The 23,841-nt window shown below is 66.5% G+C and carries 24 protein-coding genes and 1 riboswitch; of the genes, 8 read left to right on the plus strand and 16 right to left on the minus strand.

Annotated elements, in window-relative coordinates:
* Positions 1-4: 4 nt before the first annotated feature.
* Together AC3IMC_RS04680 and AC3IMC_RS04685 are read right to left on the minus strand one after the other, a co-directional pair.
* Positions 5-475: a pyridoxamine 5'-phosphate oxidase family protein gene (locus tag AC3IMC_RS04680; protein WP_490917253.1), complete on the minus strand. Its 471-nt coding sequence runs from the start codon at positions 473-475 to the stop codon at positions 5-7.
* Positions 476-565: 90 nt separating this feature from the next.
* Positions 566-1,030, minus strand: a complete 465-nt coding sequence (locus tag AC3IMC_RS04685) for a pyridoxamine 5'-phosphate oxidase family protein (RefSeq protein ID WP_490917254.1) — start codon at positions 1,028-1,030, stop codon at positions 566-568.
* Between the two features lie 181 nt (positions 1,031-1,211).
* Here AC3IMC_RS04685 and AC3IMC_RS04690 point away from each other — a divergent pair, with 181 nt between their 5' ends.
* Positions 1,212-2,189, plus strand: a complete 978-nt coding sequence (locus AC3IMC_RS04690) for a S1C family serine protease (RefSeq protein ID WP_490917255.1) — start codon at positions 1,212-1,214, stop codon at positions 2,187-2,189.
* Positions 2,190-2,231: 42 nt separating this feature from the next.
* Here AC3IMC_RS04690 and AC3IMC_RS04695 read toward each other — a convergent pair whose 3' ends face one another.
* The 8 genes from AC3IMC_RS04695 to AC3IMC_RS04730 all read right to left on the minus strand — a co-directional run bounded on the left by AC3IMC_RS04695 (position 2,232) and on the right by AC3IMC_RS04730 (position 9,931).
* Complete coding sequence (locus tag AC3IMC_RS04695) at positions 2,232-2,603, minus strand: hypothetical protein (RefSeq protein WP_490917256.1); 372 nt, start codon at positions 2,601-2,603, stop codon at positions 2,232-2,234.
* 64 nt (positions 2,604-2,667) lie between these two features.
* The gene (locus AC3IMC_RS04700) at positions 2,668-3,381 is read right to left on the minus strand and encodes a metal-dependent transcriptional regulator (protein WP_490917257.1); all 714 of its coding nucleotides are present in this window, start codon (positions 3,379-3,381) and stop codon (positions 2,668-2,670) included.
* 63 nt (positions 3,382-3,444) lie between these two features.
* A complete protein-coding gene (locus AC3IMC_RS04705) occupies positions 3,445-4,203 on the minus strand; it encodes a class I SAM-dependent methyltransferase (protein WP_490917258.1) in 759 nt (252 codons plus the stop codon).
* Positions 4,204-4,314: 111 nt separating this feature from the next.
* Positions 4,315-5,733, minus strand: coding sequence for an aminotransferase class V-fold PLP-dependent enzyme (locus tag AC3IMC_RS04710; protein WP_490917259.1), 1,419 nt, complete (start codon positions 5,731-5,733; stop codon positions 4,315-4,317).
* A 37-nt stretch (positions 5,734-5,770) separates the two neighbouring features.
* Positions 5,771-5,884, minus strand: a riboswitch (SAM riboswitch).
* A 151-nt stretch (positions 5,885-6,035) separates the two neighbouring features.
* On the minus strand, positions 6,036-6,848 hold the full coding sequence (gene hisN, locus AC3IMC_RS04715) for a histidinol-phosphatase (RefSeq protein WP_490917260.1): 813 nt from the start codon (positions 6,846-6,848) through the stop codon (positions 6,036-6,038).
* Positions 6,849-6,897: 49 nt separating this feature from the next.
* On the minus strand, positions 6,898-8,013 hold the full coding sequence (gene rsgA / locus AC3IMC_RS04720) for a ribosome small subunit-dependent GTPase A (protein ID WP_490917261.1): 1,116 nt from the start codon (positions 8,011-8,013) through the stop codon (positions 6,898-6,900).
* On the minus strand, positions 7,997-9,376 hold the full coding sequence (gene aroA / locus AC3IMC_RS04725; protein WP_490917262.1) for a 3-phosphoshikimate 1-carboxyvinyltransferase: 1,380 nt from the start codon (positions 9,374-9,376) through the stop codon (positions 7,997-7,999). The genes rsgA and aroA overlap by 17 nt, the downstream gene beginning before the upstream one ends.
* 6 nt (positions 9,377-9,382) lie before the next feature.
* Entirely contained in the window at positions 9,383-9,931 is a 549-nt protein-coding gene (locus tag AC3IMC_RS04730) for a DoxX family protein (protein WP_221386744.1), read from the minus strand.
* Positions 9,932-10,251: 320 nt separating this feature from the next.
* Between AC3IMC_RS04730 and AC3IMC_RS04735 the strand changes: the two genes are divergently transcribed.
* A complete protein-coding gene (locus tag AC3IMC_RS04735) occupies positions 10,252-11,025 on the plus strand; it encodes a sigma-70 family RNA polymerase sigma factor (protein WP_490917263.1) in 774 nt (257 codons plus the stop codon).
* Positions 11,022-11,282 carry a mycothiol system anti-sigma-R factor gene (gene rsrA, locus AC3IMC_RS04740; protein ID WP_490917264.1) on the plus strand — a complete coding sequence of 87 codons (261 nt, stop codon included), beginning with the start codon at positions 11,022-11,024 and terminating at the stop codon, positions 11,280-11,282. Before AC3IMC_RS04735 ends, rsrA begins: the two co-directional genes overlap by 4 nt.
* 115 nt (positions 11,283-11,397) lie before the next feature.
* Here rsrA and AC3IMC_RS04745 read toward each other — a convergent pair whose 3' ends face one another.
* From AC3IMC_RS04745 to AC3IMC_RS04765, 5 genes are all read right to left on the minus strand, one after another.
* Entirely contained in the window at positions 11,398-11,472 is a 75-nt protein-coding gene (locus AC3IMC_RS04745; protein WP_369299106.1) for a 50S ribosomal protein bL37, read from the minus strand.
* A 120-nt stretch (positions 11,473-11,592) separates the two neighbouring features.
* A complete protein-coding gene (locus AC3IMC_RS04750) occupies positions 11,593-12,204 on the minus strand; it encodes a PadR family transcriptional regulator (protein WP_490917265.1) in 612 nt (203 codons plus the stop codon).
* Positions 12,204-13,031 (minus strand): DUF4097 family beta strand repeat-containing protein, encoded by an 828-nt coding sequence (locus AC3IMC_RS04755; protein ID WP_490917266.1) that lies wholly within the window; start codon positions 13,029-13,031, stop codon positions 12,204-12,206. Before AC3IMC_RS04755 ends, AC3IMC_RS04750 begins: the two co-directional genes overlap by 1 nt.
* A gap of 80 nt (positions 13,032-13,111) precedes the next feature.
* Entirely contained in the window at positions 13,112-13,711 is a 600-nt protein-coding gene (locus AC3IMC_RS04760; protein ID WP_490917267.1) for a GDSL-type esterase/lipase family protein, read from the minus strand.
* Between the two features lie 154 nt (positions 13,712-13,865).
* Complete coding sequence (locus AC3IMC_RS04765; RefSeq protein WP_490917268.1) at positions 13,866-17,678, minus strand: multifunctional oxoglutarate decarboxylase/oxoglutarate dehydrogenase thiamine pyrophosphate-binding subunit/dihydrolipoyllysine-residue succinyltransferase subunit; 3,813 nt, start codon at positions 17,676-17,678, stop codon at positions 13,866-13,868.
* A gap of 545 nt (positions 17,679-18,223) precedes the next feature.
* Here AC3IMC_RS04765 and AC3IMC_RS04770 point away from each other — a divergent pair.
* The 5 genes from AC3IMC_RS04770 to AC3IMC_RS04790 all read left to right on the plus strand — a co-directional run bounded on the left by AC3IMC_RS04770 (position 18,224) and on the right by AC3IMC_RS04790 (position 23,402).
* Positions 18,224-19,558 carry a hemolysin family protein gene (locus AC3IMC_RS04770; protein WP_490917269.1) on the plus strand — a complete coding sequence of 445 codons (1,335 nt, stop codon included), beginning with the start codon at positions 18,224-18,226 and terminating at the stop codon, positions 19,556-19,558.
* Positions 19,555-20,625, plus strand: a complete 1,071-nt coding sequence (locus tag AC3IMC_RS04775; protein ID WP_490917270.1) for a hemolysin family protein — start codon at positions 19,555-19,557, stop codon at positions 20,623-20,625. The genes AC3IMC_RS04770 and AC3IMC_RS04775 overlap by 4 nt, the downstream gene beginning before the upstream one ends.
* 112 nt (positions 20,626-20,737) lie before the next feature.
* The gene (locus AC3IMC_RS04780; protein ID WP_490917271.1) at positions 20,738-21,706 is read left to right on the plus strand and encodes a metal ABC transporter solute-binding protein, Zn/Mn family; all 969 of its coding nucleotides are present in this window, start codon (positions 20,738-20,740) and stop codon (positions 21,704-21,706) included.
* On the plus strand, positions 21,703-22,518 hold the full coding sequence (locus AC3IMC_RS04785; RefSeq protein WP_490917272.1) for a metal ABC transporter ATP-binding protein: 816 nt from the start codon (positions 21,703-21,705) through the stop codon (positions 22,516-22,518). Before AC3IMC_RS04780 ends, AC3IMC_RS04785 begins: the two co-directional genes overlap by 4 nt.
* Positions 22,518-23,402, plus strand: coding sequence for a metal ABC transporter permease (locus tag AC3IMC_RS04790; protein ID WP_490917273.1), 885 nt, complete (start codon positions 22,518-22,520; stop codon positions 23,400-23,402). Before AC3IMC_RS04785 ends, AC3IMC_RS04790 begins: the two co-directional genes overlap by 1 nt.
* On the opposite strand, the gene AC3IMC_RS04795 is transcribed toward AC3IMC_RS04790, so the two are convergent.
* The gene (locus AC3IMC_RS04795) at positions 23,380-23,841 is read right to left on the minus strand and encodes a Fur family transcriptional regulator (protein ID WP_490917409.1); all 462 of its coding nucleotides are present in this window, start codon (positions 23,839-23,841) and stop codon (positions 23,380-23,382) included. The genes AC3IMC_RS04790 and AC3IMC_RS04795 overlap by 23 nt on opposite strands.

The following is a 23,841-nucleotide window of genomic DNA, read 5'->3' on the forward strand; positions in this document are numbered from 1 at the left end:
TCGCCTACTCAAAGCCGGCGCGGGTTGCATCGTCCAGCGACGACCGCCACAACAGGGGCGCGTTCATGGTGAAGCGCCTCCCGGTGATGGACTCCGGCACGATCCGGATGAAGTGCTCCTGCCCGACGCCCTGCCAGGGGAACATTGCACGCCGGATGTGGTCCAGTTCAGCGCCAGAGGAAGCGGTTTCAGCAGCCTTGCCCTTCACCACCACGCTCCACGCGAGGCCGAACTGCGAGCTGACCGCATCTGCCTCAAGTGCCACGGTGGCATCAGTCCGGATTGCCTGCTCCTTGGTGCCGCCACCCGTGCGGAAGACCAGGCTCTGCCCGTCAACCTTGTAGTTCACGGGAAAGACGTCGGGATGGCCATCCACCAACACGGCCAGCCGCCCCACCCCGGTTTGGGAGAGGAGCGCCCAACATTCTTCAGGATCGAGAATTTCTGGTTCGGGTATGTTATTCGTGTCGCTCATAGGCCACAGCGTAGGCGGACGGCGTCGCGGCAGGAAGGGCATAAAGGCCCGGCGTCCGGCATTCCCGCCCGAAGGGCCGGTCGTCAATGACTAAAGCCAGTCTGCCGAAAAATCCACCGGCGGCCACCACCGGGTGCGTGGCGTGACCGGAAACCTTCGCCCGCTGATCTCGGTGGGCGTGATGGTGATCAGGTGTTCCTTGCTGCCGGGCGCCCAGGGTTCGCGGTCGGCGTCGGGCGCGGGAAGCTGCATGCGGGTTTCATCGAAGGGCTCCGGCCTGCCCTTGGCCACTACGCTCCAAGCCTCCGTGGCGTAGGGGTTGAGGCCGTCAACCTCGAATGCGGCCACGGCACCTGTGAGCAGGGCCCGCAGCTTGGTGCCCGGCGCCGTACGGAACAGCAGCATTGCCCCGGCAACGGTGAAATTCACGGGGAAGATCTCCGGAACGCTGCCGTTGATGACGGCCAGGCGGCCCACGTAGGAGGACCGAAGGTACCGCCAGCATTCTTCTGGATCCAGGACTTCTGTCCGCGACCCGGCGGGGAAATCACTCATGCTACCGATCCTAGGGGCTGGGCAGCTGCCACGCACCGGAGACGGGGCGTTCACCAGTGGCGGCGTTCACCCATGGCGTAGCGGCGGCGGGACTTGAACGCCCGGTTTCCGCGTTGTTCCCCGTAAGGACCCGGCGCAGCGAACGCCTCGGCCGGGGTCGGCATGAAGCTGGAGGTGCGCCATGGAACAGGCGCGGGAACACATCCCTGATAACGACGAAGTCCTGGACGCGTACTCGCAGACGGTGATGCGGGTCGCCGCGGCCGTCACGCCGCATGTCGCAGCCATTGAAATGTCCGCGGGCCGGCGCAACGGCAGGGTGCGGGTGGGCGCCGGTTCCGCCGTGCTCTTCACCGAGGACGGCTACCTGCTCACGAATTCCCATGTCGTGGCGGGCACCAGCCAGGGGCATGCGGTTTTTGCTGACGGCAGCAGGATGGAGCTTGAGCTCGTAGGCGCCGACCCGTTGTCCGATCTCGCGGTGGTCCATGGATCGCGTCCCAAGGTTCCGCCCGCGGAGTTCGGCGCGGCGGAGTCCCTGCGCGTAGGACAGTTGGTGGTCGCCGTCGGAAACCCCCTGGGCTTGGCCGGGTCCGTGACTGCCGGCGTGGTGAGCGGGCTGGGCCGTGCTATTCCCGTCTGGTCCGGCGGCAACCGGCGCGTCATAGAGGACGTCATCCAGACGGACGCGGCATTGAACCCGGGAAATTCCGGCGGCGCACTCGCTGACACCCACGCCAGGATCGTGGGCATCAACACTGCCGTGGCGGGTGCCGGGCTGGGACTGGCCATCCCCATCAATGCCACGACCCGCAGGATCATCTCGGCGCTGCTGTCTGACGGCCGTGTCCGGCGTGCCTACCTGGGCCTGGTGAGTACGCCCATCCAGCTCAGCGCCAGCGCCGTGGTTCGCACAGGGCATCGGGAAGGGCTGCGGGTGGTGGAGGTGCTGCCCGGTTCGCCGGCCGACAAGGCAGGTTTGGCGCCCGGGGACATCCTTCTGGCAGCGGGAGGCCAGTCGGTCAGCAACGCCGAGAGCCTGCAGCGGCTGCTGTTCGCCGACGCCATCGGCGAGCCGCTCGACATCGCCGTCCTGCGCGACGGCGCCGAAATGCGCCTCACGGCGGTTCCGGAGGAAATGACCGGCAACGGCGGTTGAGTGCAGGGGGCGCCGGCACATCGGACGGCGGCGGAACCCGGCTTAGGAGGCGGGTGCCGCCACGTCCGCGATGCCCACGAAACGCGTGCCCACGCCGTCGTACTCGCTGCGGACGAAGCCGGGGCGGAGGGACGGAACATCGGAGGGGGCATGATGCCCGCATACGACGTAGGTGAAGTCCGGCCACCACTTCTTGGGACGTGCTGCCTCCTCGTACCCGCACACGGCGCATTCGAGGTGCACCCATACCGGCCGCTTCCCCGTCCGGTTCGCCCGGGACTGCACCAGCCAGGGCGGGGGGTTGTCCAGGATGGTGCGGAGCTCCGCTTCCGTCATCCACTTGGGCAGGCCGTGGCGCTGCGCCATTTCGAGGGGAACATCCAGGGCGATTGCCGCGTCACGTCTGCTGATCATCAGTGTCCACGATACGCCGAACGGACCACATCGCCGTCCCGAAACTGGAGTCCGGGAGCCGACATCAGACTGTGCCCAGGACACAGCCGGGGTGCGGCGTGCCACTGGAAACCCACAGCGCCGACGCGATCTCGTCTGCGAGGTCGAAGTCACGGGCGCCAGCCGGCCCGCTGATCCGCACCACGAGGGCGCCGCCAAACGGCCGTCGCCCCATGACCTCGACGTCGGCGTCCAGGTCGATGTCCTCGGCGGCAAGGTAGCGCAGCAGTTCCGGGTTGTCGTCGCTGATGCGGGTGATCCTGCCGGTGTGGCCCTCGTCCAGTTCCGCCAGAAGGTGGGCGCGGGGCATCAGCACCTGCCCTTCCGCCGTGGGGATCGGGTCACCATGCGGATCCCGGCTGGGGTTTCCGAGCTTGGCCGCCACGCGTTCAATGAACGTATCCGAGACGGCGTGCTCCAGCAGTTCGGCCTCGTCGTGGACTTCGTCCCAGCTGTAGCCCAGCTGTTGGACGAGGTAGGTCTCGATCAGCCGGTGCCGGCGCACCATGGCCAGCGCCAGGCGGAGGCCGGGGGCGGTCAGGGTGACGGCGCTGTAGGGCTTGTGGTCCACCAGGCCCTGGTCCTTGAGTTTGCGGACCATTTCGGACACCGAGGAGTTGGCCACGCCCAGGCGCTGGGCCAACTGCGAGGACGTGATGGGCTTGTCCTGCCATTCGGTGAATGAGTAGATGACCTTGACGTAGTCCTCGATCGAGGAGGAGGGCGCACTGGTCTTCACACGTCCAAGCCTACCGGCTTCCGGCGTGCGGGTGCGGCCCGGCCGATGTCCAAGCGGATCCGGTCATGCCTTGACGGCCCGCCAGGCGAGGGTGAGGTACGGAAGTTCCAGTTCCTGATCAGCGGTGTGGCCGAGGTGTTCGTGCAGGTACCAGTCCAGGTTGGCCAGGACCTTGGCCCGCGTCGCCTCGCCGGCGCGCAAGTAGTAGCTGCGGGACTTGGTGAGTTCCATCAGGTCGGTGGTGGTCACGGTGTCCTGCCAATGCGTCACGTGCCCTTCGAGCCGGTGGAATTCAGGCCCCACCACGGGCTTGTGGCCCGGCCGGTACACGTCCCCGGCGTGCATGATCCTGGACAGGCGGTGCACCCAGGGCACGGACGTGTCCAGCTGGTTCCAGACCAGGCCGAGGGTTCCGTGCGGCCGCAGGACCCGGGCGAGCTCAGTGCTCGCGGCCAGGGGGTCGCACCAGTGCCAGGCCTGGGCCACGGTAACGACGTCGAAGCCCGCCCCGGGCAGGCCGGTCGCCTCGGCAGTCCCCGTCACAGCCGTGGCGGCAGGGCAGTGGGCCTTCAGCTGTGCGAGCATGTCCGCAGAGGGGTCGAGGGCCGTGACGTCCAGGCCCATCTCCAGCAGCAAGGCAGTGAACTTTCCGGTACCGGCGCCGACGTCCAGGACGTCGCGGGCGTGCTCGGGAACCAGCCACCGGGCCGATTCCAGGGGATAGCCGGGCCGGACCCGCTGGTAGTGCCTGCCGCCGTCCTGGAAGCTCTGCCCAAGCTCCTGCCGCCGCCCGTGATCGAGTTTGGGACCGCCCCGGACCACGCGTGGCCTCCTTCACCTGCTGCCGATGGATACCTTTTGAATTTACCGCATGGCGGCGCAGGCAAGCTGGTGCGGAAGGCGCAGGGCCAGGGCCCCGTGCTTAGCCCCCGGTCAGTCCTCCGTGCAGGGCGCGGCGCCGGCGGTGCCTGGCGTATTGGGCGCCCAGTGCGGGTAGGTGCGGAAGTCATTGGCCGGCACCCAGCGGCCTGCATCCACGACATAGTCCCAGCCCAGCCCGCTGCTGCGCAGGGTGCGGATGCCGTCGAGGAGCCGCTCCGCGTCCTCCAGCCTGGATCCGACGCCGAAGCTGGCGCGCAGGGAGCCGGACGGCAGCCCGAGCCGCTTCAGCAGCGGGTGCGCGCAGAAGCGGCCATCACGCAGTCCCACGCCGTGTTCGGCCGAGAGGTAGGCGGCCACCAGGCCGGCGTCATAACCCTCCACGGAGAAGTTGACGACGCCGATGGTGTCCGTTTCCGGGTTGGTGTCCTTGAAGATCTGGTGGACAGTGACACCCTCGATGTCCTGGAGGCCTTCCACCAGGAAGGACCGGATGGCGGACTCGTGCGCGTGCCAGCGGTCCTGGTCCAGCCCGGCAATGACCTGCGTGGCGCGGGCAAGGGTGGCGGCGCCGAGCACGTTCGGCGAGCCCCCCTCGTGGCGGGCCGGCCCTCTCGCCCAGCTGACGCCGTCGAGCCTCGCTTCCTTGACTGCACCGCCGCCGGCGAGGTGCGGGGTGCCGGCGTCAAGCCAGTCGGGGCGCCCCACCAGGACGCCGGAGCCGAAGGGCGCGTAGAGCTTGTGCCCGGAGAAGGCGAGGTAGTCGACGTCGTCCGCGCTGATGTCCACGCGGCGGTGTGGGGCGAGCTGGGCCGCGTCCACCACGATCCGTGCGCCGTGCTGGTGGGCCAGCGCGGCCAGTGCGCGGATGGGGAGGATCTCGCCGGTGACGTTGGAGGCGCCGGTGACTGCGAGCAGGCTGACGCCGCCCTGCTCCAGCTCGGCCCTGACTGCCTCGATGGTTCCCGCGATGGTGTCCGCGGCCACGATGCTGCGGTGCGGCACGCCCTGCCACGGCAGGAGGTTCGCGTGGTGCTCGATGTCCAGGTAAAGGACCTCGCCGGCAACGCGGCCGTCGGTGACGGGCAGGCAGCCAGCCAGCAGGTTGAGCGAATCCGTGGTGTTCCGGGTGAAAATGACCGAGTCGTCAGGGCGGCCGCCCACGAAGTCGCGGACGATGCTCCGCGCGTTCTCGTACACCGAGGTGCTGATCTGGGAGGCGTAGCCGGCCCCGCGGTGCACGCTCGCGTAATAGGGCAGGATCTCGTTCAGGTACGCGGAGACCAAGGACAGTGCCGGTGCGGATGCGCCGTAGTCGAGGTTGGCATAGCGGACATGTCCGCCGGTGATCAGGGGTGCCTGGATTTCAGCGCCGGTGACGGCAGCGAGCGGGTGGCCGGCGGCCTGGCGTGCGCTGAAGGCGGCCGATCCTTCGGCGATGGCAGTGCTGGGGGAGACGGTGGCAGTTGTCACAGAGACCTCACTTGTATCAGGACCCCGACATGACAGGAATCCGCGCTTGCCGCATCCGCTCCGGACCGGCCTGGTCGTCACCCGGGGCACCCCACCGCGAATGGAGGGTTGCCGGCCAGCAAACCGGGGTTTTGCGCTGGCACTCGTGACCTGCATAAAAGCGTAGAACATGGAACGGCCCGGACTGAAGCCGGGGCAATTGTTAAGGCGTTTGTTACGCCTGCCGAATAAAGAACGCCGGACGACTCCTTCAGGGGGCGTCCGGCGTCGCAATATTCGGCTCCAGAGGGGTACGGCGACCGTTACAGCAGATCGTCCAAATAGGGGTTCAGGCGGTGCAGAACCTCCGAGTGCAGGATCGAGTTGGTGGCCAGGGCGTTGCCGCCGAACGGGCCGTCCTCGCCTTCCAGGGACGTGAACCGGCCGCCCGCCTCCACGACAATGGGGACCAGAGCTGCCATGTCGTACAGGTTCAGCTCCGGTTCGCAGGCGATGTCCACCGAGCCTTCCGCCACCATGCAGTAGGACCAGAAGTCGCCATATGCGCGGGTCCGCCACACGTCCTCCGTCAGGGCAAGGAACTCGTCCAGGTTCCCGCGTTCCTTCCAGCCCGTCAGGCTGGAGTATGAAAGGGAGGCATCCGAAAGTTTCGATACGTTGGACACGCGGAGCCGCGTGGCGGCCGCGAGGGACCGGCCCATGTACGCCCCCATGCCCTTTGCTGCCCACCAGCGTTTGCCAAGGGCCGGGGCGCTGACCACGCCCACGACGGGTTCGCCCTCGTCCACCAGTGCAATCAGGGTGGCCCAGACCGGGACGCCGCGGACAAAGTTCTTGGTCCCGTCAATGGGGTCGATGATCCAGCGCCGCGAGCCGTGGCCGGTGCTGCCGAACTCCTCGCCCAGGACGGCATCGCGCGGGCGTGAACGGGACAGCTGGCCGCGGATGGCTTCCTCTGCGGCCTTGTCCGCGTCGGTGACCGGCGTCAGGTCCGGCTTGGTCTCGACGTGGAGGTCCAGGGCCTTGAAGCGGCTCATGGTCTGGTCATCCACGGAGTCGGCCAGGACATGGGCCAGGCGCAGGTCATCGTTGTAGCTCGAAGCGGGTTGGATCATGGTTCCAAACTACCGTCTGTCCCGGCCTCTGCCGGGACCTTCGGCTGCGTCAGTTGACGCTGCCGAGTTCCTTGGTTTCCTGCGCTTCCATTCTCGGATCCGTGCCGAGCAGTCGGCGCAGGGACGCGAGCCGGGCGGGACCAGTGGTACCTGCGTGCCCGTTGTTCACCCAGTCATCCAGGCCGCAGTCCACTGCCGATGCGGTGTGCTTGCACCCGCGTTCGCAGTTTTCGATCCCGGGGGAGAGGTCCGGAAAGGACCGGAGGATCCTGTCCGGATCCACATGCGCCAGGCCGAAGGAACGGATGCCGGGGGTGTCGATGATCCAGCTGCCGGGCGGGGCGTCAGCCAACCGCAGGGCCAGCGCGGACGATGACGTGTGCCGTCCACGCCCTGTCACGGCGTTGACGCCACCGGTGGCCCGCTCGGCACCTGTCAGTGCGTTCACCATGGTGGACTTGCCGACGCCGGAGTGGCCAAGCATCACGGTGACCTTGCCGTCGAGGTGGGCCCGCAGCGCCGCCACTGCAGTGCTGTCGAGACGGGCAGAAAGGCCATCGTCGGAGCGGGCGTCGATACCCGAGGCCTGCTCATCGGCGGTGCGGCTGATGATCACCGGGAAGTCCAGGTGCGTGTAGTTGGACAGCAGCTCAGCGGGATCCCGGACGTCGGCCTTGGTGACGAGCAGGATGGGCTCGATCCCGGCGTCGTAGGCCGCCACCAGCGCCCGGTCGATAAAGCCGGTGCGTGGCTCAGGGTTGGCGGCGGCCACCACGATGACCAGCTGGTCCGCGTTGGCCACCACCGCACGTTCCACGGGGTCTGTGTCGTCGGCGCTGCGGCGCAGGAGCGTGTGCCGGTCCTGGATCTTCACCAGCCGGGCGAGGGTGTCGGGGGCGCCGGAGACATCCCCCACGAGCGAGACGAAGTCGCCGGCAACTACCGGCGAGCGGCGAAGCTCACGGGCCCGCGCGGCGATCACCACGCGTTCGTTGTCCGAATCCTCGCCCACCACCGCGGTATACCTGCCGCGGTCCACGGTAATGATGCGTCCGGTGACGGCGTCGTCGTGGCTGGGCCGGTCTTTGGTGCGCGGACGGGAGCCCTTCTTGTTGGGCCGGATCCGGACGTCGGATTCGTCCCAGGAGTCAGTGCGCCGCGCCACCGCTGGACTCCTCCGGTCCGGCGGCGTCCCCGGCCAGCATCGCTGCCCAGAGCCGCGGAAAGTCCGGCATGGTCTTTGCGGTGGTGGCAATGTCCTCCACCTGAATGCCTTCCACTGCCAGGCCCAGGATCGCCCCGGCGGTGGCCATGCGGTGATCGGCGTAGCTGTGGACGACGCCGGCGTGCAGCGGGGCGGGCCGGATCACCAGGCCGTCGCTGGTTTCCTCGGCGTCACCTCCGAGCCTGTTGATTTCGGCTACGAGGGCAGCGAGCCGGTCCGTTTCGTGCCCCCGCAGGTGCGCGATCCCGGAGAGCCGGGAGGGTCCCGTGGCCAGGGCGCACAGCGCCGCCACCGTGGGGGCCAGCTCACTGGTGTCCGCGAAGTTGCCGCCCTTGATCTCGGGGCCGCCTGTGACTGTGAGGACGCCGTCCGCGAGGGTGACGCTGGCGCCCATCCTGGCGAGGATGCTGCGCCACAGGTCTCCCACCTGTTGGGTTTCCAGCGGCCAGTTCGGGACCCGGACGGTCCCACGGGATGCCAGGGCCGCGGCGAGGAAAGGGCCTGCGTTGGACAAGTCCTGCTCGATCCTTTGGTCAAAGGCACGGATCGGTCCGGGGGACACCACCCAGTGGTTGGGGACGGAATCGTCCACGGACACGCCGGCGCCACGGAGAACGGCGACGGTCATGTTGATGTGGTCCAGGCTCGGAACGGGCCTGCCCACGTGCTCAAGGTGCAGGCCCTCCTCGAACCGGGCACCCACCAGGAGGAGGGCGGAGACGAATTGTGAGGAGGCACTGGCATCAATCACCAGGTGGCCGCCACGCACCGTGCCGGTGCCTTCCACCACGAACGGCAACGACGCTGGAGCGCTCCCGTCCTCGGCCGAGACGGCCACGCCGAGGGCCTTGAGCGCTTCGATAATGGTTCCCATCGGGCGCTTGCGGGCATGCGGGTCGCCGTCGAACACGCTGGCACCATTGCGCAGCGCCGCGAGCGGCGGCACGAACCGCATGACAGTGCCCGCGAGCCCGCAATCGATCCGGGTCCGGGCTTCCCCTGCGGCCGCGGGCAGCGGAACCACCTCCAGGTCCGGGCCGAAAGCGCCGTCGCCGGGTACCTCCGTGATGGTGGCGCCCAGCTGCCGGAGTGCGTCGATCATCAGGGCGGAGTCCCTGGAATGCAGGGGCGCCCGCAGGCGTGAAGGACCGTCGGCCAACGCAGCGAGCACCAGGTACCTGTTGGTCAGTGACTTTGACCCCGGCACCGTCACGGTGGCGTCAATAGGCCGGGATGCAAAAGGGGCGGCCCAATGCTCAACAGGCAGGGCGGATCCGTCCGTGGCGGCAGCTGCTGCGGTCATGCGTCCTTATGCTCCCGTGGCGTGCTCGACGGCGCGGCGCACAGCCTTGTCCGCCTTGTGCAGCTTCTTGTTGGTGGTCTTGCGGGCGTCGGCAGCCAGGTGCGCGGCATTCCGGCGGGCGTCGGCAGCGAGGTGCTCGGCGCGCCAGGCCAGGCCGGGCCTGCCCGCGGTGTCAACGGAGGCGAGCAGGGCGCCCCCGCTCAGCGAGAGGTTCTTGAGCAGCTGGTTCCGGCGGGTCTCGCGTGCTTCCTTGCTGCTGATGTCCGCGCTGCGCCATTCAACGAAGGTGTTCAGGAGGGACACCACCGTGAGCAGGGTGGCGGACAAGCGGGAAAACTTGCCAAGGCCAAACAGGACGCCGGCTCCCACCTGGGTGCCGCCGATGACGCGGGCCAGGGTCTTTTCGTCCGCCTGGAAGGGCAGGGTGGCTGCAGCCTTGCGCAGCAGGGGCGAAAGCTGCTGGGCCGTGTCGTCGGAGTTCTTGAGTTTATCCAGTCCGGCGAGGACAAAACTGGAGGCCAGCATGGGCCGTGCGAGAGTGCGGACAAAGGACATGGCTTTTCCTCCTGGATGGACGGACCGCGTCACGCGGCGGAGTCCGTCCTAGTCTTGCACCTTTGGGGAATATTTGCCTGCGGGACGGAGTTATGGAAACTGGGTCCACGGGAGGGGTCCACGCATCATTCACGGGAACAGAGCGGAGTTGGGCCTTGGGGCAGGTGTTGGACGGAACCGTGTGTGACGGAGCCGTGTTTGACGGTACCGTGTTTGACGGTACCAGGCGGTCAGGCCCGGTGGCGGTGCAGGCCCTCGCCGGCGGGGCGCCGCAGTACGGCATGCCCCCGGCACGGAGCCTGACAGTAGACTTGAAGGCAATGAGCACCCTGGATCCGGCCATCGCGGCCATGTACGAGGCTTCCTCCGGCGAAGTGAAGGGCACGGCAGATGCCGTGCCAGAGCCTGCCGCGGAGGCAGGTTCCGGCTCTTCGCAGGCCGGACTGGAGACTGAAGACGCCACACTGGATGTATCGGCCGAAACCGTTGAACAGCGCAGGCTGCGCTTTGAACGGGACGCTATGCAGTATGTCGACCAGCTGTATTCGGCCGCCATGCGCATGGCGCGGAACCCTTCCGACGCCGAGGACCTGGTACAGGAGGCCTACACCAAGGCTTTCTCGGCCTTCCACCAGTACAAGCCGGGAACTAACCTCAAGGCATGGCTCTACCGGATCCTGACCAACACGTACATCAACTTGTACCGCAAACGGCAGCGCGAACCACTTCAGTCGAACTCGGACACCATCGAGGACTGGCAGCTGGCGCGGGCCGAGTCCCATACGTCGAGCGGCCTCCGGTCAGCCGAAGCCGAGGCGCTGGACCACCTTCCGGACTCCGACGTCAAACGGGCACTGCAGGACATTCCTGAAGAGTTCCGCCTGGCCGTCTACTTCGCCGACGTCGAGGGCTTTGCCTACAAGGAAATCTCGGACATCATGAACACGCCGATCGGCACGGTCATGTCACGGCTTCACCGCGGCCGGAGGATGTTGCGGGACATGCTGGCGGAGTATGCCGCCGAGCGGGGATTCAAAACGGCCGCAGAGGCACCGGATGCGGCAGCAAGCAAACCACAGGAGAACAGGAAATGAGCGACTGCCAGGGATTGGGCGATTGCGACGACGCCCGGATGCAACGCATCTACGAGTACCTCGACGGCGCGCTGACCCGGGAGGACCTCTCGGAGATCAAGAGCCACCTCGACGACTGCCCGGAGTGCACGCAGCAGTACGACCTTGAATGCGTCATCCGCAACATGGTCAAGCGCTCCTGCACCGAGTCCGCCCCGGACAACCTTAAGAACGCCATTCTTGACCGGATCCACACCATCCGCCCCGTGGAGGCGTAGCGACCACGCGTCGCGTCCGCCTGCGAGGTCGATCGAGGACGTCATACAGCAAAAGACCCCGGAAGCCGAATGGCTTCCGGGGTCCTTCGCTTGAACCGCAGTTCCTGGCGTGTGCCTAGGTGTTGGGGCGCTTCCCGTGGTTCGCGCCGCCACGCTTACGGTCACGACGCTTGCGTGCACGCTTGCTCATAGCTGGCCTCCTTACTGTTGGTACTCAAAAGAGCTGCCCTCCAGTCTCCCACATGATCGCCACGCCCCGCGAACCGGGAAACGCCGGTGACCTGTGCCTGGTCTTTCCCGGCCCGGCCATTCAGGGTTGGAGTGTTCCGCGGACAGCCACCCGCGCCTGTTCCAGCACTGTCCGCAGGGTCTCCAGGGTGACAGCGCTGATGGGCTGCTGCCGGGACCCCTGGCGCAGATCGGACCGGACGTCGTCGCGGAAAGTCTGCAGCATCATCTCCGCCTCCTTGAGCTGCCTGATGCCTGCTGAAGGGCGGCCGCCCGTGATGCGCAGGTCGCGGGCAGCCGCCGCAGCGCGGGCCGCTTCAGCCGTCGCTGCGAGGTCGGCCCGCAGGCCGCGCATGCTGCTGCGGATGTCTTCCCGGAGCGTGTCCGCGAGCCGCTGGACGGAGGCGGAAATGTCCTTCTCAACGCCGGCGAGTTCGTCCCTCCGCCGGTTCAGCTCCGCCAGGCCGGCGGGAGTAATGCGGTAATTCGTCCGGCGTCCTGCCGATTCGGTGGCCACCAGGCCCTCTTCTTCAAGCTTGCCGAGCCGCGGGTAGATCGTGCCTGCGCTGGGCGAATAGGTCCCGCCAAACCGGTCCTTGAGTGCCTTGATGAGTTCGTAGCCGTGCTTGGGGCCGCTTTCGAGCAGCGCAAGGAGATAAAGGCGCAGTGCCCCGTGCGCAAAGACGGGCGGCATCAGTGTCCCGCGTTTCCGCCATCGGAGGAAGGGGAATGGAAGATGGCGGTCCGGCCGGACACGGAGTTGGTCCGTACGAGCATCAGCTGGCCGTCAGGGCCGGCGATGGTCTCCATCTTCCCGTTCGTCAGGAAGCATTGCTGGTCGTCGATGACCACGGCGCCGCTGGCCGACTTGGCAACAATGTCCACGCCCACGTCGTGCGGAAGCCTGATGGTGAGGTCTCCCGACACCGAGTTTGACCCGAAGTCATGGGTGAAGCCCAGCAGGTCGAAGCTGAGGTTGCCGCTGACCGTGTTCGTGCGGACGTTGGTGAAGTAGCCTGAGGCGGTCACCTCGCCGGAAACACTCTTCGCTGTGAGGACGCCGGTGTGGTTCCGGACACTGACCTCCCCGCTGACCGTGTTGACCTGCAGTTCCCCCGAAGTGCCGTCAGCCATTACGGAGCCGGAGACGGTATTCAGCCGGACGTGGCTCGAGATGCCGGATACGAGGCCGTCACCGCTGACCGTTCCGGCCTCCACCTCTACGCCCTCCGGGAGGGCGATGCTGATGGTGGCGGAGTTGTCACTGTTGTGGTTCATGGATTCCATCAGGTTCTTGAACCAGCCGTGCGCACCGTGCAGTTGGTGCCTGATTTCCAGCTTCCCGCCAGTGAGGGAGACCGCCACGGGATCCCCGTGCACGTCCGATATTTCCACCCGGGCCACCGGCTCGGCGTGCCTCACCACATCGAACCTGCCTTGGACCATGCCCAGCTTCAACGACGTGACGCCGTCCAGGTCGAGGGTCTGGGGGCTGGTGACACTCCAGGTTGCGTCAGGCATGGTACCTCCGAAAGACGATATATCGTGACGTTCACGGTACCGCCACGCCCACCGCAGAGTCAAGATATATCGCGTCTGCGTTACTGCGGGACGTCCATTCCCAGCCACTGGAACCAGCCCCGGTGGAGCACCAGCCATGCCATCAGCCCATAGCCGGCCTGGCCGGGCGTGCCGCCGTTGGCCGCCAGGTCCTGCCGCCACTGCTCGTGGTTGAGGAGCGGCGAGAAGGTATCCACGTAGAGATGCTTGCGCCGCGTAGTCACATCCGCGAACGCGGTGTTCAGCTCATCCAGCCGGCGGTTCTGGGCAGGATCCAGGGTGGGCGGCGGGCCAACGACGAAGACCTCCACCCGGTTCTGTGACGCCGAATCGAGGATGTTGGCCAGGTTGAGCCTGCTTCGTGCCGTTGACAGGCCGAACTCGATGTCGCGGCCCGAGAGGCCGATCACCAGGCGGTTTTCGGTCTGGGCGCTGAAACGCCGTCCGGCTTCGTCCAGCCAGCGCGCGGCCAGCCCCTCAGTGCCTTCCTGCGGGCAGGGAAGGGAGTAGCTCTCCAGCACCATACCGTCCTGGGGAGTGCGGGCCAGGACGCGGCCCAGCCAGCCCAGTGCACGGGGGTCACCCAGTCCGGCCAGCAGTTCGTCTCCCACAGCTGCGATCCGCAGCTTCCTGTCTTCCACGCGTTCCTCTTTACTTCGGTCCGGGTTGCTTCGGTACTGGCCGCTGCCACCGCCGCCGCTGTTGCGGGGTCCGGGGGCGGCGCTGTCCATCCATTAAACAGAACTGCCCGGCCGGAGTCTGGTATTTCGACGTCCGGCCGGGCAGCCTTACTGGTTACTTCCGTGCAAAGGCCTGCTTCAGCAGGACATCCTGCTCCGCGGCGTGCCGCTTCATGGAACCGGCAGCGGTGGAGGCCGACGCCGGACGCGAGACCAGCCGGACGCGGCGGTCAAGGATTTCCGGCAGGTGCAGGCCGATGAACGGCCACGGTCCCTGGTTGGCGGGCTCGTCCTGGGCCCACACAACCTCCGCGTTCGGGTACTTGGCGAGTTCCGCCGCGATCTCGGCGTGCGGCAGCGGGTAGAGCTGCTCCACGCGGATGATGGCAGTGGTCTTGTCGCCGGTCTTCTGCCGGGTGGACAGGAGGTCGTAGTACAGGCGGCCGGAGACCAGCAGCACGCGCTCGACGGCGTTGGCGGCCAGCTGCTCATGCTCACCGATGACCGGGCGGAAGGCGCCGTTGGTGAAGTCCTCCACCGCCGAGGCAGCAGCCTTCAGGCGCAGCAGCTGCTTGGGGGTGAAGATGATCAGCGGCTTGCGCGGCCGGCTGTACGCCTGGCGGCGCAGCAGGTGGAAGTGCGAGGCCGCCGTGGTGGGGTTGGCCACGATCATGTTGTCTTCAGCGCACAGCTGCAGGAACCGCTCGATCCTCGCGGACGAGTGGTCCGGTCCCTGGCCCTCGTAGCCGTGCGGCAGCATCAGGACCAGCGAGGAGCGCTGTCCCCACTTCTGCTCGGCGGAGCAGATGAACTCATCGATGATGGTCTGGGCGCCGTTGACGAAGTCACCGAACTGGGCTTCCCACAGGACCAGGGCGTCCGGGCGCTCCACCGAGTAGCCGTATTCGAAGCCCATGGCCGCGTATTCGGACAGCAGGGAGTCGTAGATCCACAGCTTGGCCTGGTCGTCGGACAGGTTGCCCAGCGGCAGCCATTCCTTGCCGTTGGCGCGGTCGTGGAACACGGCGTGGCGCTGGACGAATGTTCCGCGGCGGGAGTCCTGGCCTGCCAGGCGCACGGGGACGCCCTCCATGATGAGGGAGCCGAAGGCCGCGATCTCGCCGAAGCCCCAGTCGATGCCGCCTTCGCGGGACATCTGCTCGCGCTTTTCCAGCAGCTGCTTGAGCTTGGCGTGCACCGTGAAGCCCTCGGGGACTTCAATGTGGGCCTTGCCGATCCGGGCCAGCGTCTCGGCGCTGATGGCCGTGGAGACGGGGGCGTTGATGCTGGAGTCGGACTGCTGGGCCATGGGCCGTTCGATGTCGGACACGGCAGCGGAATCTGCGGTGACGATCGGGATCGGCGACGTCTGTGCTGCGTGCGTCTCGGCGAAGACGCGCTCCAGCCGCTCCTGGTAGTCGCGCAGCAGCTGCTCGGCTTCTTCCTCGGTGATGTCGCCACGGCCGATGAGCGATTCGGTGTACAGCTTGCGGACCGAGCGCTTGGCTTCGATCAGGTTGTACATCAGCGGCTGCGTCATCGAGGGGTCGTCGCCTTCGTTGTGGCCACGGCGGCGGTAGCACACCATGTCGATCACAACGTCCTTGTGGAACCGCTGGCGGAACTCGTAGGCGAGCTGGCCGATGCGGACAACGGCCTCGGGGTCGTCGCCGTTCACGTGGAACACCGGTGCCTGGATCATCTTGGCGACGTCGGTGGAGTACGTGGAGGAACGCGAGGACGACGGAGCGGTGGTGAAGCCCACCTGGTTGTTGACCACCACGTGGATGGTGCCACCGGTGCGGTAGCCGCGCAGCTGGGACAGGTTGAGGGTCTCAGCCACGACGCCCTGGCCGGCGAAGGCGGCGTCACCGTGCACCATGATGGGCAGGACGGGGAAGGTTTCGCCCTGGTCCAGGCGGTCCTGCTTTGCCCGCACGATGCCTTCGAGGACCGAGTCCACGGCTTCGAGGTGTGACGGGTTGGCGGCAAGGTAGACCTTCGTCTCCTTGCCGTTGTCCGAGGTGAAGGTGCCTTCGGTGCCCAGGTGGTACTTGACGTCACCGGAGCCCTGGACAGACCGCGGGTCCTGCGTGCCCTCGAACTCGCGGAACACCTGGGCGTAGGTCTTGCCGGCGATGTTCGTCAGGACGTTGAGGCGGCCGCGGTGGGCCATGCCGATGGCTACTTCGTCCAGTCCGTCGTCGGCTGCGTCGGACATGATGGCGTCCAGCAGCGGGATCAGCGATTCCCCACCTTCAAGCGAGAAGCGCTTCTGGCCCACGAACTTGGTCTGCAGGAAGGTTTCGAAAGCCTCCGCAGCGTTCAGCTTGGAGACAATCCGGAGCTGCTCTTCACGGCTGGGCTTTGAGTAGGGGTGCTCCAGCTGGTCCTGGAACCACTTGCGCTCGGCCGGCTCCTGGATGTGCATGTATTCGATGCCGGTGGTGCGGCAGTACGCATCGCGCAGGACGCCGAGGATGTCACGGAACTTCAGCATCGGCTTGCCGCCGAAGCCGCCGGTGGGCCATTCGCGGTCCAGGTCCCACAGGGTCAGCCCGTAGGTCAGGACGTCGAGGTCCGGGTGCTTGCGCTGGACGTATTCGAGCGGATCGGTGTCCGCCATCAGGTGACCGCGGACCCGGTAGGAGTGGATCAGCTGCTGGATCCGGGCCACCTTGTTGATCTCGTCGGCCGGGTCCACCTGCTTGTCGGCGCTCCAGCGCACAGGCTCGTAGGGGATGCGCAGGGCTTCAAAGATTTCATCGTAGAAGTTCTGCGCACCCAGCAGGAGCGAGTGGACGAGCTTCAGGAACTCGCCGCTGCCGGCTCCCTGGATGACGCGGTGGTCATAGGTCGAGGTCAGGGTGAGGACCTTGCTGATGGCGTTCTGGGCGATGATCTTCTCGCTGGCGCCCTGGAATTCGGCAGGGTAGTCAAGGGCGCCGACGCCGATAATGGCGGCCTGGCCCTTGGAGAGGCGCGGCACGGAGTGGACGGTGCCGATGCCGCCGGGGTTGGTCAGCGACACAGTGGTGCCCTGGTGGTCCTCGGCGGTGAGCTTGCCGTTGCGGGCGCGCTTGATGAGGTCCTCGTAGGTGTGCCAGAACTCTGCGAAGTTGAGGGTTTCGGCCTTCTTGATGTTCGGGACCATCAGCAGGCGGGTGCCGTCGGGCTTGGGCATGTCGATGGCGATGCCAAAGTTGACGTGCGCCGGCTGGACGGCGACCGGCTTGCCGTCCACCTCGTCGTAGTAGACGTTCATGGAGGGGAACTGGGAGAGGGCGCGGATCACGGCGTAGCCGATGAGGTGCGTGAAGGAAACCTTGCCGCCGCGGGCGCGGGCCAGGTTGGAGTTGATGACCACGCGGTTGTCGATGAGCAGCTTGGCCGGAATCGCCCGAACGCTCGTGGCAGTGGGCACCTCGAGGCTGGTGACCATGTTGGTGGCGATGGCCTTGGCAGGTCCGCGTAGGACGGAGACAACGTCCTCTTCGGGAGCCGTGGGGGCTTTGACGTTCTTGGGCAGCTGTGCCGGAATGGGCTGCGATCCGGTGCCGGCTTCGGTCTTCTTGCCGCCGTCGCGGGCCACGGTGGCGGGGGCCTTCTTGACAGGTGCAGGTGCCGGTGCCGCTGCAGGAGCGGGTGCCTGCGCGGCGGGAGGTGCCGGGGGAGCGGCGGGGGCTGCGGCCGGCGACGGTGCCGGAGCAGCGGATGCAGCTTTCACAACAGGGAGTTCGCGGGTGGGCGGGTGCGCGGTATTTCCGTTGGAAGAAGAACCGTTACCCGAGTCGAAGGATTCGAACAAAGGCCACCACTTGGCATCCACGGCGTTCTTGTCCTGCTGGTACTGCTCGTACAGTTCGTCAACGAGCCACTCGTTTCCGCCAAATTCCTCTGGTAGACGGTGGCTTGGCTGCTCTGGCAATGAAATACGCCTCTTCCATGAGTTTGATTTCTCTTTGGCCCCCCGGTGCTTCAGCACTACGTTCGAACCAGTCTCTGCGTCCCCTGAACCCAGACCTTTGCAAGTCTAGTGAGCATTTTGCGTTAACTGCCAATAAGGGTGACCCAAATCATGAAGTGACAAAGGCGGGCCTGTTTGTGGCGGCACTGCCGATTGCGCAGGCAGTCCGTTAAGGCTTGTCCGCGGGCTTTCATTCCGGCCGCGCGGCCAGTTGGCGCTCCGCCCGGCAGGGGCTGCTCCTGTAGACTGAAATTCTTATGGACAGTAAATCTAGGTGCCGGCCTGGGCGCTGTCAGCGGAGCTTGAAAAGAGCCGCCGCGCAGTCCGCCCCCAGAGCCGGCAAACCCCGACAACGCGCCCATCACCAGACCCCGGCCCAACCTTCCGCCAGCGGCAGGGGCCAGGCATCGGTATCAGCCGACCATCCTCCGCCGGAACGAAGCAGCTTCCCGCCCCTTGCGTTGCGTCCTTTTCCGCCGGCTGCCGCCGCCAAGGCGGGCTGCTGAATGGAATGGCTACTTCTTGCAGCGGGACTGCTGCTCATCGCCGGCACGGGTTTCTTCGTTGCCGTCGAATTCTCCCTCATCGCCTTGGACCAGCCCACCGTCCAGCGGGCCATTGACGACGGCGACACGGGCGCAGTGCCCTTGCTTACCTGCCTTAAATCACTGTCCACCCAGCTGTCCAGCTGCCAGCTCGGCATCACCTTGACGACGCTTCTCACGGGTTACGTGATGGAGCCGTCGCTGGGCCATCTGCTCCAGGCCCCGCTGTCCGCCGTCGGGCTTCCCGCCGTCGCGGTCGATTCCATCTCCCTGGTCCTGGCGATGGTGGTTGCCACGCTGCTGTCGATGCTCCTGGGGGAGCTGGTGCCGAAGAACATGGCGATTGCCCTTGCCTTCCCGGTGGGCCGGGCCCTGGCCGGGCCCCAGCTGGTGTTCACCACCATCTTCAAGCCCGCCATCGTGCTGCTCAATGGCTTCTCGAACAAGGTGCTTCACGTCTTCGGGCTCGAGGCCAAAGAAGAGATTTCCGGTGCACGCACCCCGGCCGAGCTGGCGTCGCTGGTCCGCCGGTCGGCTGCGATGGGAACGCTCGACGCCGGTACGGCGAACTTCATCGCGCGGACCCTGAACTTCTCCACCCGCACGGCGGCCGATGTCATGACGCCGCGGATCCGCCTCGAGACGATCGATGCCGACCAGCCCGTCTCCGACGTCGTTGACGCCGCACGCAGGACCGGGTACTCCCGGTTCCCTGTCATCGGTGACTCTGCCGACGACATCCGGGGGCTGGTGCACGTCAAGAAAGCCGTCGCCGTCCCGTGGGAACGCCGGCAAAACCTTGAAGCCGGAGCCATCATGACTGACGTGCTTCGGGTTCCCGAGACCATCCACCTCGATGCGCTCCTGGCTGAACTCCGGGAAGGAAACCTGCAGTTGGCCGTGGTGCTTGACGAATATGGCGGCACCGCGGGCATCGCCACCCTTGAGGACCTGGTGGAAGAGATCGTCGGCGAGGTAGCCGATGAGCATGACAAGGTCCGGCCCGGACTCCTGCAAAGCGCCTCCGGCGACTGGTACTTTCCGGGGCTCCTCCGCCCGGACGAGTTGTCGGAGCAGATCCCGGGGCTTAGCGTGCCGGACGAAGCGGCGTACGAGACCGTGGGCGGCTACGTCATGAGCCAGCTCGGCCGGATCGCGGTGGTCGGCGACACTGTGCCCGTCGGCGGCGGAAGCCTTAGCGTCACCCGGATGGACGGCCGCCGGATTGACCGGATCTGCTTCCGGCCCGCGCCTGAACCTGGGCTGCACGAACCCGGCGACGGGAGCAGGCAATGAGCGACTGGGCCGGAATTTTGTGGCTGGGCGTCCTGCTGCTCGGCAACGCATTCTTCGTGGCAGCGGAGTTTGCCATCATGTCTGCCCGGCGCAGCCAGGTGGAGCCGCTGGCCGATGCCGGATCGAAACGCGCCCAGACCACCTTGCGTGCCATGGAGAACGTTTCGCTCATGCTCGCCTGCGCGCAACTGGGCATCACGGTGTGCTCGCTGCTGATCCTGCTCGTCGCCGAGCCGGCCATCCACCATCTGCTGGCCGTTCCGATCGAGTCGGTAGGCCTTCCTGCGGAGGCGGCCGGCGTGGCGGCCTTTGCTGTGGCACTGATGCTGGTGACCTTCCTGCATGTCACCTTCGGCGAGATGGTGCCCAAGAACATCTCGGTGTCCGTGGCGGACAAGGCCGCCCTTCTCCTGGCCCCGCCGCTGCTGTTCATTTCCAGGCTGGTCCACCCGGTGATTTCCGTCCTGAACTGGTCGGCCAACCACATCCTGAAGCTCATGCGGATCGAGCCCAAGGATGAGGTGACGTCCTCCTTCACGCTGGAGGAGGTCCAGTCGATCGTGCAGGAGTCCACGCGCCATGGGCTCGTGGACGACGACGCAGGCCTGATCACCGGTGCGCTGGAGTTTTCCGAGCACACGGCGGGCGACATCATGGTCCCGCTGGAAGACCTGGTGATGCTGCGGGCCTCCACCACTCCGGTGGAGTTCGAAAAGGCAGTGAGCCGTACGGGGTTCTCCCGGTTCCCCATGCTGGACGACGAGGACATGCTGTATGGCTACCTCCACGTCAAGGACGTCCTCCAGATCCCGGAGGCGGCCTACGAACTTCCGATCGCGGAAAGCCGGATCAGGTCGCTGGCCAACCTCGCACTGGGTGACGAGATCGAAAAGGCAATGTCGGTGATGCAGCGCACGGGCTCCCACCTGGCCCGCGTGATCGGTCCCGACGGCAAAACCCGCGGCGTACTCTTCCTGGAGGACGTCATCGAACAACTGGTCGGCGAGATCCGGGATGCCACACAGGCCACCGGGATCAGGAGGCTCGGCCAGCCTAACGGAAGCTGACTTGCCCGCCCTCCTGTGGAGGGCGGGCAGGCCCGTTTTCTAAATAGGAATCATTCCCATTTAGGTATAGGCTGGAGAAGTCGCTTCCGCTCCCCAGATCTGAGGTTTTTCCGTGCGCCGTCGAACCGCTGCCCCCTCATTGCTCGCCGCCCTTGCCGGGCTTGGTCTCCTGCTGGCTGGATGCAGCCCGCAGCCGGCGCAGGCACCGGAGGCCGCGGGGCGGATCAACGTCGTGGCATCCACGAACGTCTACGGGGACATCGCCAAAACGATTGGCGGGGACAAGGTGGACGTGACCGCCATCATCAACAAGACAAGCCAGGACCCGCACTCCTACGAGGCAACCGCGCAGGACCGGCTTGCCGTCTCCAAAGCCAAACTCGTCATTGCGAACGGGGGCGGCTACGACGACTTCCTGAAGACCCTGGTGGAAAGCAGCAAGCTCGACGCCGGGGCGGTGCTGACCGCCGTCGAAATTTCCGGTCTGGCCCACCCCGGGGAGGAAGCCACGGGTGACGCTACGGCCCCGGCCGAAGAACACGACCATGGCGAGTTCAACGAACACGTCTGGTACAGCCTGCCCGCCATGGAACGGCTGGCGGACGGCATCGCCGGCAAGCTCGGGGCGCTGGATCCCGCGTCGGCTGCGACATTTACGTCCAATGCGGACGCCTTCAAGTCCGCCCTGGACGGCCTGCATGGGCACCTGGACGGGCTGAAGGCCGGCGCCGCCAACGCGCCGGTGGCGGTCACCGAACCGGTTCCGCTCTACCTGCTCGAGGATGCCGGGCTGGCGAACGCCACCCCCGGGGAATACACTGCTGCGATTGAGGAAGGCGCCGATGTCCCGCCCGCAGTGCTGAAGCAGGCGACGGACCTGGTGGCCTCGCGGTCGGTGCGCCTGCTGGCATACAACGAGCAGACGGAGGGTCCGCAGACCGAATCGCTGAAAAAGGCCGCCGAAGCTGCCGGCGTTCCGGTGGTGGACTTCAACGAAACCCTCCCCGAGGGCAAGACCTACGTGCAGTGGATGACGGACAATGTGAACAACATCGGCAAGGTTCTGGAGACAAACAGGTGAATTCCGTGGTCAGCCTCAGCGGGGCGTCCCTCAAGTTCGGCCGGCGGACGCTCTGGGAGGACCTGGACCTGGACATCAGGCCCGGTGAGTTCTTCGCCGTGCTGGGCCCCAACGGCAGCGGCAAGACCAGTTTCCTGAAAGTCCTGCTCGGGCTGCAGAAACTCCAGTCGGGGCAGGCGGCCGTGGGCGGCCGGGCAGTGGAGCGCGGCAGCCGCATGATCGGCTACATTCCGCAGCAGAAGTCTTTTCCCGCTGACACGCCGATGCGCGCCCGCGACCTCGTGGGCCTCGGCGTGGATGGCCACCGCTGGGGGTTGCGGCTGTCCCCGGCGAAGGCGAACCGCCGGATCGATGAGCTGCTGGAGGTGGTGGGCGCCACGGAATACGCTAAGGTGCCGGTTGGCCAGCTCTCCGGCGGTGAACAGCAGCGGCTCCGCGTGGCCCAGGCCCTGGCCACGGACCCGAAGGTCCTGCTGTGCGATGAACCATTGCTCTCCCTGGACCTGCACCACCAGCAGGCCGTGAGCGCCTTGATCAACAAACAGTGCCGGGAGCATAACAGCGCCGTGGTCTTCGTGACCCATGAAATCAACCCGATCATCGACTACGTGGACCGGGTCCTCTACCTGGCCGGCGGCCGGTTCAAAGTGGGAACCCCGGAGGACGTGATGACCACCGAGGTGCTTTCCGACTTGTACGAAAGCAACGTCGAGGTCATCCGCGCCAACGGCCGGATCGTGGTGGTTGGCCTGCCGGACGCCACTACGCACCACCACACCCATGACCACGAGCTGGCGCGGGAGGTGGCGTGATGGACGTTGACAGCATCCTGGGGGCGATCTTCAGCTTCGACAATTACGGTGAGCTGCTGGTCCTGGTCCAGAACTCAATCTGGGCCGGCGCCGTACTGGGCCTCCTGGGCGGGCTGGTGGGTACGTTCGTGATGAAGCGCGACCTCGCCTTTGCCGTCCATGGAATTTCCGAGCTGTCCTTCGCGGGTGCCGCCTTTGCCCTGCTGGTAGGCGCGGACGTGGTCTTCGGCTCGCTCGTCGGGTCGGTGGCCGCCGCGCTGCTCCTGGGCCTGATGGGCGTCCGGGCCCGGGACAAGAATTCCATCATTGGCGTGATCATGCCGTTCGGGCTGGGACTCGGGATCCTGTTCCTGTCCCTCTACCAAGGCCGCGCCGCCAACAAGTTCGGCCTGCTGACCGGCCAGATCGTGTCCGTGGACACCGTCCAGCTCCAGGCCCTTGCGGGCACCGCCGTCGCGGTCATCGCCGTCCTGCTGGCCATCTGGCGCCCGCTCAACTTTGCCAGCCTGGATCCCGAGGTCGCTGAGGCCCGTGGGGTTCCCGTGCGTACCCTTGCCCTCGTTTTCATGGTCCTGCTGGGGGTCAGCGTGGCACTGTCCATCCAGGTGGTGGGTGCACTGCTGGTGCTCGCCCTCTTGATTACGCCGGCAGCCGCAGCCATGCGCGTTACGTCTTCGCCGGTGGCCACAGTGGTGCTCAGCGTTGTTTTTGCCGTCACGGCCACGGTAGGGGGAATCCTGCTGGCGCTGGGCGGACGGATCCCCATCAGTCCCTACGTCACCACGTTGTCATTCCTGATCTACGTGGTGTGCCGCGTCATTGGCTCCCTGCGGTTCCGGCAGGGAGCAAACGGCCGGGTCCTTAGAGTTTCCCCGCAGCCTTAAGCGAACTGCAGTCCGGGCACAGGCCGAAGATTTCCACGGTGTGCGCCACCTCGGTGAATCCGTGCTCCGCTGCAGTGCGCGCAGCCCAGGTTTCCACCGCTGGCGCTTCAACCTCCACGGCCTTCCCGCAGTTCCGGCACAGCAGGTGGTGGTGGTGGCCGGTCACGGCACAGCGCCGGTAGACCGCTTCGCCGTCACCGTTGCGCAGCACATCCACCAGGCCCTCGTCGGCCAGCGACTGCAGGATGCGGTAGGCGGTGGCCAGGGAGACCGACACCCCCTGGTTTTGCAGGATCCGGTAGAGCTCCTGGGTGCTGACGAAGTCATCCAGCTCATCCAGCGCGGCGCTGACCGCCCGGCGCTGCTTGGTGACGCGCTGTTCCTTGCCGCTGCCCGCCGGCGATGGCGGAGGGGAACCAGCCTTGGCGCCGATCGGCAT

It is taken from the genome of Arthrobacter sp. E70 (assembly GCF_058266945.1).